8 protein-coding genes are annotated in these 7,595 nt (G+C 43.2%); 6 read left to right on the top strand and 2 right to left on the bottom strand.

What is annotated here, in order from left to right; all coding sequences use genetic code 11:
• Together F6K52_RS28520 and F6K52_RS28515 are read left to right on the top strand one after the other, a co-directional pair.
• Positions 1 to 442, top strand: a 442-nt coding sequence (locus tag F6K52_RS28520; protein WP_293086592.1) for an ATP-binding cassette domain-containing protein, incomplete at its 5' end; no start/stop codon positions are given.
• Positions 443 to 987: 545 nt separating this feature from the next.
• Entirely contained in the window at positions 988 to 1,524 is a 537-nt protein-coding gene (locus tag F6K52_RS28515) for an NADPH-dependent FMN reductase (RefSeq protein ID WP_293086589.1), read from the top strand.
• 327 nt (positions 1,525 to 1,851) lie between these two features.
• Here F6K52_RS28515 and F6K52_RS28510 read toward each other — a convergent pair whose 3' ends face one another.
• Positions 1,852 to 2,553, bottom strand: coding sequence for a Crp/Fnr family transcriptional regulator (locus tag F6K52_RS28510; RefSeq protein ID WP_293086586.1), 702 nt, complete (start codon positions 2,551 to 2,553; stop codon positions 1,852 to 1,854).
• 43 nt (positions 2,554 to 2,596) lie between these two features.
• On the opposite strand from F6K52_RS28510, the gene F6K52_RS28505 reads away from it, so the two are divergent.
• The 3 genes from F6K52_RS28505 to trpE all read left to right on the top strand — a co-directional run bounded on the left by F6K52_RS28505 (position 2,597) and on the right by trpE (position 6,250).
• A complete protein-coding gene (locus tag F6K52_RS28505) occupies positions 2,597 to 3,568 on the top strand; it encodes a DALR anticodon-binding domain-containing protein (protein WP_293086583.1) in 972 nt (323 codons plus the stop codon).
• Positions 3,569 to 4,200: 632 nt separating this feature from the next.
• Positions 4,201 to 4,626 (top strand): photosystem I reaction center subunit II PsaD, encoded by a 426-nt coding sequence (locus F6K52_RS28500; protein WP_293086580.1) that lies wholly within the window; start codon positions 4,201 to 4,203, stop codon positions 4,624 to 4,626.
• A gap of 94 nt (positions 4,627 to 4,720) precedes the next feature.
• Positions 4,721 to 6,250, top strand: coding sequence for an anthranilate synthase component I (gene trpE / locus F6K52_RS28495; protein WP_293086577.1), 1,530 nt, complete (start codon positions 4,721 to 4,723; stop codon positions 6,248 to 6,250).
• Between the two features lie 81 nt (positions 6,251 to 6,331).
• On the opposite strand, the gene F6K52_RS28490 is transcribed toward trpE, so the two are convergent.
• Positions 6,332 to 6,574, bottom strand: coding sequence for a FeoA family protein (locus F6K52_RS28490; RefSeq protein WP_293086574.1), 243 nt, complete (start codon positions 6,572 to 6,574; stop codon positions 6,332 to 6,334).
• A 581-nt stretch (positions 6,575 to 7,155) separates the two neighbouring features.
• Between F6K52_RS28490 and F6K52_RS28485 the strand changes: the two genes are divergently transcribed.
• Positions 7,156 to 7,506: a hypothetical protein gene (locus F6K52_RS28485; protein ID WP_293086570.1), complete on the top strand. Its 351-nt coding sequence runs from the start codon at positions 7,156 to 7,158 to the stop codon at positions 7,504 to 7,506.
• Positions 7,507 to 7,595 lie beyond the last annotated feature (89 nt).

The raw sequence follows: 7,595 nt of genomic DNA, 5'->3' as shown, positions 1-7,595 counted from the left end.
TCGAATTAGGAAATTAGTCAATCAAAGTCTGGAGATGGTAGGGTTATCTGGTGTTGGAGACCGCTACCCAGCTGAATTATCAGGAGGTATGCGCAAACGAGTCAGTTTTGCCCGTGCAATAATGTACAATCCTGATAATCCTAGGGACAACCCAGAGGTCTTACTCTACGATGAACCAACCGCTGGACTTGACCCGATTGCTTCAACAGTGATTGAAGATTTAGTGCGCCAGATACAACGGGACGAAAACGCTTGTAGTACTTACCTAATGGTCAGCCATCAGGAGAGTACAATCCGCCGCACCGCTGACCGGGTTGTTTTTCTCTACAAAGGCAAAGTACAGTGGTCCGGCAGCGTTGGGGAGATAGATACCACAGATAATCCTTTAGTGCAGCAATTCTTTAGTGCCAGTACCACGGGTCCAATTCAAGTAGTAGGTTGACTCTAGGTCAATAAACTATATTTATTTATTTATTAATTTGGTTAGGTTAGTTAGCTAACGCTTTAATTCTTAAAGGCATAAGTTCTGTAGGTTGAATGGCTCGATGGCTTTGCCGCTCTAATCACTAGTCAAGGACCAGAACCTGTGTTAGCCATTCGGGCGCTTTCTGGATGCCCTGTCAATTAAACAACAAAATGATCAGGTACAACCTGTGATGGCGATCAATCCCTTGACCGTAGGTAACGCGGGGCGCGTTCGCCATCACGGAAAGCGCACCTATGCCTTATCGGTCAAAGCATTATGGTCGAATGTATAGTTACGGTCATGATCGACATAGTGGGATCTGCTACAACAGGAGTTTGACAAAGTTGGTGCCAACTTGCTAGACTAAGCGTAGTCATAACGAGTACGCATAAAAATTCTGTCCTTGATAATTGGTAGCTTTGACGAGAACACATGACAACTTGCTCTACTCAAACACTCAGCACATGCGCATTCGCGCACGCGTGCGCGTTCAGCACTATAGTTAAACAGAGGTTAGTGAGATGGTGAACATTGTTGGAATTAGTGGTAGTTTACGTCCTGAATCCTATAGCTATCAGGCTCTAAAGCATGCTATAGACCGAGTTAAAGCTAATGGTATATCAACTGAAATCCTGGACTTGCGTCAGATGCAATTACCATTTTGCACTGGTGATAGTGACTATGCAGACTATCCAGATGTCACCCGATTACAGGAAACCGTGAAGCAAGCCGATGGCTTAATTCTGGCAACACCGGAATATCACGGTAGTGTCAGTGGTGTACTTAAAAATGCCCTAGATTTGATGAGTTTTGAACATCTCGAAGGCAAAGTTACCGGTTTGATTAGTGTATTGGGGGGTCAGTCTAATAGTAACGCTCTCAATGACCTACGGATAATTATGCGCTGGGTACATAGTTGGGTAATTCCAGAGCAAATTGCCATTGGTCAGGCTTGGAAAGCCTTTGGTGAAGATGGCAAGCTTTTGGATAAAAAACTCTCCGAGCGCTTCGATAAATTTGCTGAAAGTTTGGTAGGAAATACTCAGAAGTTAAGGTGAGGAGTCGCGCTTACTGGCAGAGCCAGACGCTAACAGAGCAGTCAGTAGCGCTGCATCGCTTTGTCCCTTGAATTTAGAAATTTGGCAACACCATTACACCGATTGCAATAAAAACATTTCTATAAAAAAAACTGGCTGTGTTGTGAAGGGTTTTACCCCTCACAGCACAGCCAAGCTGATCATCAATTACGGCACAGGATGGCTGATTTGTGCGATCTGTTAGGTATATATTTATTAAAAAGGAATTTAGCATGGTTGTGTTGCCAGTTTGGCAGTAAATTTAGATTTCCACTGCACTTACTCGAACACAAGTATCTAGAAATGTACCTAATTAGGAGTTATCTTAGGTACTGAGTCACCTGATAAGCAAATTAAATTATCCTTATGAGTGTTGATGATTCCCCGTTGGCGGAGCTTTCCTATTAAGCGAGTGACAGTGACGCGGGTCGAGCCAATGGCACTACCGATTTGTGCGTGAGTTAAGGGAAATGGTAAGCAGTAACCTTGCTCACAAGGTTCCCCGAACTCTTCAACCAAGAGTATCAGAAATCCCAAGAGCCGATCAATGGTTCGTCGCTGTCCTAAGGTACTCAGCCACAGGAGTTTGCGTTGATGCTGAAGCCTAAATGCATCTAATATCTCCCGTCGGAAGTGTGGCCAGTTGTCTAAGTCATCCCAGTACATCCATACCACAGCAGTTTGCTCAACGTGGGAGTAAGCCTGAAGTGTGAAGGGTGAAAGGGCAACAATTTCAAAGGGCTGACCCGCACCAATGAATCCTAAAAATGCTTCTTCCATATTCTGATGGGAGCATTGAGATCCAGAAAAATTGGGGCTAGCACTGACTTGAGAAGTACCCACCAAACGGATTGCCCCCCGCTCTACCAAATACAACAACCCAGGACGGGTAGGAATCCGCTCATCTTTGCTAAACGTCCTATAACGGTAGTGTTCCTGTCCCCAATCTAAGATCCTTTGCCAAGTTACAAAGGGTCGGGATACCTCTAATGGGTCGGATGGTGAATACATAAGCTCCGAGCCTGATGGATACACAAGTTTATCTAGATCTTACATGGAGTCCAAAGTAACAAAAAATACCTTGAGTAGTAGCTCATGGCGCGTAAATTTATCAGGTAATTCTGCTGCCCTGAGTACCCGATTACAAGAACAGATATCCAGAGCAATGGTATATTCTGGTATTCCCCAGTTGATATTGGAAAGGATTCCTTTAGAACGCTGCTCAGATAATACTGGTGTAGCATATCGCTCAGCGATCGCACTCAAGCTTTCTCGCGCCATGCAGCAAAGTCCTCTAGCCATTGCTCATCAGTTAACTGTATCTTTGCCAACCATAACTCAAGATGGTGGGAAACAAAACTTGATCGAATTCGAGATTGAAGTAGCTCCCCCAGGCTGGATTAATTTTTGGCTGACAGATCAGGGGTTAGCAACTTGGTTACAAGATTGGATTCAACCTTCAACAGACACGCTGATTAGCTTTGTCCCTCAACAAGGTCAAAAGAATCTGTTGCCCTACTCAGAACTTAGCACTCAGCACTCAGCACTATTCTCACAAGATACTTCCAAGATCTTTAGAGTTCAGTATGCCCATGCTCGTTGCTGCTCAATCCTGCGCTTGGCTCATCGCCAGGGCTTAATAGAGATTCAGAGTATGGACTTGAAAACCTCTAGGGGAGTCATAGTTGTGCCATATCCAATTCCCTGGTTAAAAGACGACCTAGGAACAGGGACAAATCAGCAGCTTATACAGTTGATCCATCCAGCAGAAAGACTCTTAATTGGTCAAATCATGGACTTGACAGACTACTTTAGTGGAAGCGAATCAAAGAATTGGCTAAAACTGGCAAGTTCTGTAAGCAATGCTTTTGAGCAGTTCTACCGTAGCTGTCGCATTTGGGGGGAGGTGAAACACCAGACCCCTAGGCTGGCTCAAGCAAGGTTAGGATTAGTGGGGGTAACTCAAGTAGTTTTGCGATCGCTTCTAGAAGACCTACTGGATGTCCCTGCACCAGGTGAACTTTGACCGAAAAAAAAAATTTTGCCAAAGGGGTTGACAAATCCAGAAAGTTTTCGGTATATTTACGGATGTGTGAGGAGCGAACCAGTCAGGGAACCGAGACGAAACACGGCCAGTCGTCGGTTCCCTTTCTGATTTAATTACCTGATTTAATTACCTGATTTAATTGGCCGAGGCAGATACCACCAGAGTAAAGCTGGCTTGATGCCGAAATGCGGGCTATTTGAGCTAAGCCCATAATTGACCATTACAAATAGCCAGAGCTGGGATTGATGAGGCTGGGATTGGTGATAAGCCCAAAATAACCAGGTAGGCAAGTATCGGAGTATTTCAGTTAAAGAAAATTAAGGTTGGCAAAATTTACACACCAATAAGGGTAGGGTGGTGTGGGTAGTGTCATGTCATTGGCTTGACGGGTAACCATATTTCACTTTGTGTGTTTTTGTTAGTTATTATTTGTCATGGCTCCTTTGTAATCAGCCGAAAGTCTCGTGGCAGCAGAAATGACAAAGGACTAATGACTAAAATCACGAATAGCTAAAGAACTGTTACAGTTCTTGACAAAGTAGCCAGACAGGTATGAAGTCGATGATAGTATTCCCTTGAATGCCTTATTATAGACACGAGAAAAAAAGACTATGGCAGAAGAACTGACGGGAACAACTCCCATCTTTGGTGGTAGCACTGGCGGATTGCTGACCAAAGCTGAAGTTGAAGAAAAATACGCTATTACCTGGACAAGCTCAAAAGAGCAAGTGTTTGAAATGCCTACTGGTGGCGCTGCCATCATGAATGAAGGGGAAAACTTGCTCTACTTAGCTCGTAAGGAACAGTGTCTGGCATTGGGAACCCAACTGCGGACATTTAAGCCCAGAATCGAAGACTATAAAATTTACCGGGTTTATCCCAATGGTGAAATCCAGTTTCTGCATCCCGCAGATGGGGTATTCCCAGAGAAAGTCAACGAAGGGCGTCCCTATGCAGGGAAAATAGACCGCAATATTGGCAGCAACCCAGAACCTGCAACTATCAAGTTCAGTGGGAAGGCAACTTACGAGGTTTAAGGAATCAGTGATAAGGTAAAGGGGAAAAAGTTGAATATTGTGAAGAACAGTTTCAGCTGTTTGCCGAATTTTCAACCTTGAGCTGAGAAAGACCATGATTTTCCCAGATTTTTCCCAATTTTCAACCGTAGCTCAACAAGGTAATTTTGTACCGGTAACCCAGGAGTGGGTGGCGGATTTAGAAACGCCAGTTTCTGCCTGGTACAAGGTCTGTGCTGGTCAACCCTACAGCTTCTTGTTGGAATCGGTAGAAGGTGGTGAAAATCTGGGACGTTACAGTTTACTAGGTTGTGACCCCCTGTGGATATTGGAAACTAGGGGAAATCGCACGACTCAGACCAACCGGGATGGTTCAGTAACAGTATTTGAGGGAGACCCCTTTGAAACCTTAGCGAATTGTCTGAAATCCTATCAACCTGTAAAGTTACCCCAATTGCCGCCAGGAATTGGGGGTTTGTTCGGTTTCTGGGGTTATGAGTTAATTCGTTTTTGTGAATCCCGTGTGCCAATTTATCCCCTACAATCCCATGACTTGCCCGATGGATTGTGGATGCAAGTGGACAACCTGATTATTTTTGATCAGGTCAAGCGTAAGATTTGGGTAATCGCTTATGCTGATTTACGAGATGCCCAAGGAGATTTAGAAGCAGCCTATCAAAAAGCATGCGATCGCGTTCGTATTCTGGTCAACAAACTGCAAGAGCAGCTCTTAGGTAAGGACACAGTACTCCCATGGAGACCTCCAGATAGTGCTACTCAAGAACTCTCTTATATAAGCAATACAGACAAATCCCAGTTCTGCGCTAATGTCGAAAAAGCAAAAGACTATATCCGAGCTGGGGATATCTTTCAGGTGGTATTGTCCCAGCGCCTCTCAACAGAATACAAGGGTGACCCTTTTGCCCTTTACCGTTCCCTAAGGCTGATTAATCCCTCCCCCTACATGGCGTATTTTAACTTTGGGGACTGGCAAATCATTGGATCTAGCCCAGAGGTAATGGTAAAAGCAACAGCTTCCCCAGAGGAAAAAATCCAGGCAACATTACGACCAATTGCTGGAACTCGACGTCGGGGTCAAACTCCTCAACAAGACGAAGCTCTAGCTAAGGAGTTACTCGAAGATCCCAAGGAAATTGCCGAACACATTATGTTGGTTGACCTGGGTCGGAATGACCTGGGTCGTGTGTGCAAGAGTGGTACAGTCAGAGTTGATCAATTGATGCTAATTGAGCGCTACTCCCACGTCATGCACATTGTTAGCAACGTAGTAGGGAAGCTGGATGCTAGTAAAACACCTTGGGATTTACTGAAAGCTTGTTTCCCTGCGGGGACAGTCAGTGGAGCCCCCAAAATTCGGGCAATGGAAATCATTCAAGAACTTGAACCAGAGCGTCGCGGACCTTACTCCGGTGTCTATGGCTGGTACGATTTTGAAGGTCAGCTCAATAGTGCGATCACAATCCGGACTATGGTAGTTCGCCCATGTGGTTCTGGTAAACATACCGTGTCAGTGCAAGCTGGTGCGGGCTTGGTAGCAGATTCTGACCCAGAAAAGGAATATCAAGAAACCCTCAATAAAGCTAGAGGGTTACTAGAGGCTATTCGCTGTTTAACCGAGGAGTAAGCTATCAGCTAGGTGCGCCCCTGCAGGGAAGGGGAGGATAATAGGGTACTGCTAACATCGCCCCTAAGCACTAAGCGCTAACTACTCCTTGACAGGGTTAACTACAATCATTCTAGCTTCTTGCCGTCGGATAGCTACTTCTGTGGTGGAACCAACTCGAATGTGTAAAGGTCCCCCAAACCAGGCTGAACGCAACACTTGTACCTGTCTATCAGGAATAATGCCAATTGCTTCTAGTCGATTGGCGAGACCTTCGACCTGCAAACCTATCTGAACTTTCTCAATAATGGCAAGCTTTCCAGGTTTTAATTCCGCTAAAGTCATTTAGTTAACTAGTAATAATTTGGTTTATAAAATTTCCTCTATTTGCAGGTTGAGGTATTTGCCCGCTGAGGATCTCGGGATATGTAAATCATTAAATATTACATTTAACATATAAATTTTATTTTGTCAAATACTTTTACTAAACTGGTGTTTTAGTGCAATCCCCAAAGGTCCAGCTGTTGGATGAATTAACCAATTAAGCCAAAAATAGTCCGTCCTGAGTGGGATAGTTTTGAGTGGAAGAATAGAACAAGCATTAATTTGTCATATATTTTATTTTTCCAAATAATTCAATATTACACAACTAAGCACGCTTTAGACTTGATAAATGACTATAATAACTATTGTTTTATTTAATACAAGTGCTATTTAAAAGCAAGATAAATTAAGATTTTGAATTCATTAGCAATCAGGGGATATTGTGAATAGTATAGTTAATTAGTTGTTATTAATAATTTTTACAAATTATTAATAACAACTAATTAACTTTGAACATTATAGATTTTTTTAAGCTTAGTCAGGGTAACTCTGAAACAGTGTTATTCTCACCTCTCCGATTCTGGTAATCTTGCTAAATCACCATGAAAGCTAATCATTTTTCCACCATTACACACTTGAAAAATGCCCAATATTGGCTAGTAGGTATAGCAGCTGGATTAATAGCAATTCAATTGACTCTGGCTGACAGGAGTAACATTGCTGATTTACTAAGTACAAGTTTTTTATTTTGGGTAGTTGTGTCTTACATGGTATGGGAAAAACGCCATACCTTGCACCTGGAAAGTGATATTTTTTATGGCGTTTTAGGGTCATTATTGATTAGGTTAGTACTGTTGAGATCTACATTTGTATCAGGCTATGACATTTTTATCCGCTTTTCTCCTTTGATTTCAGTATTAGACCTCTCCAAAAACTTGAAAGTCTCTCAGTAACTGCTTTTCAGCTCTCAAATTGACCAAGTCAATTTTACGTTAAATTAACGCTATAATAGGCTTTACGAAGCTATTGATGTTAATTTAGC

It is taken from the genome of Moorena sp. SIO3H5 (assembly GCF_010692395.1).
In the GTDB taxonomy this organism is placed as follows: Bacteria; Cyanobacteriota; Cyanobacteriia; order Cyanobacteriales; family Coleofasciculaceae; genus Moorena.
The sequence above is the reverse complement of the archived record's forward strand: the minus strand, read 5'-3'. Positions and strand labels throughout refer to the sequence as shown.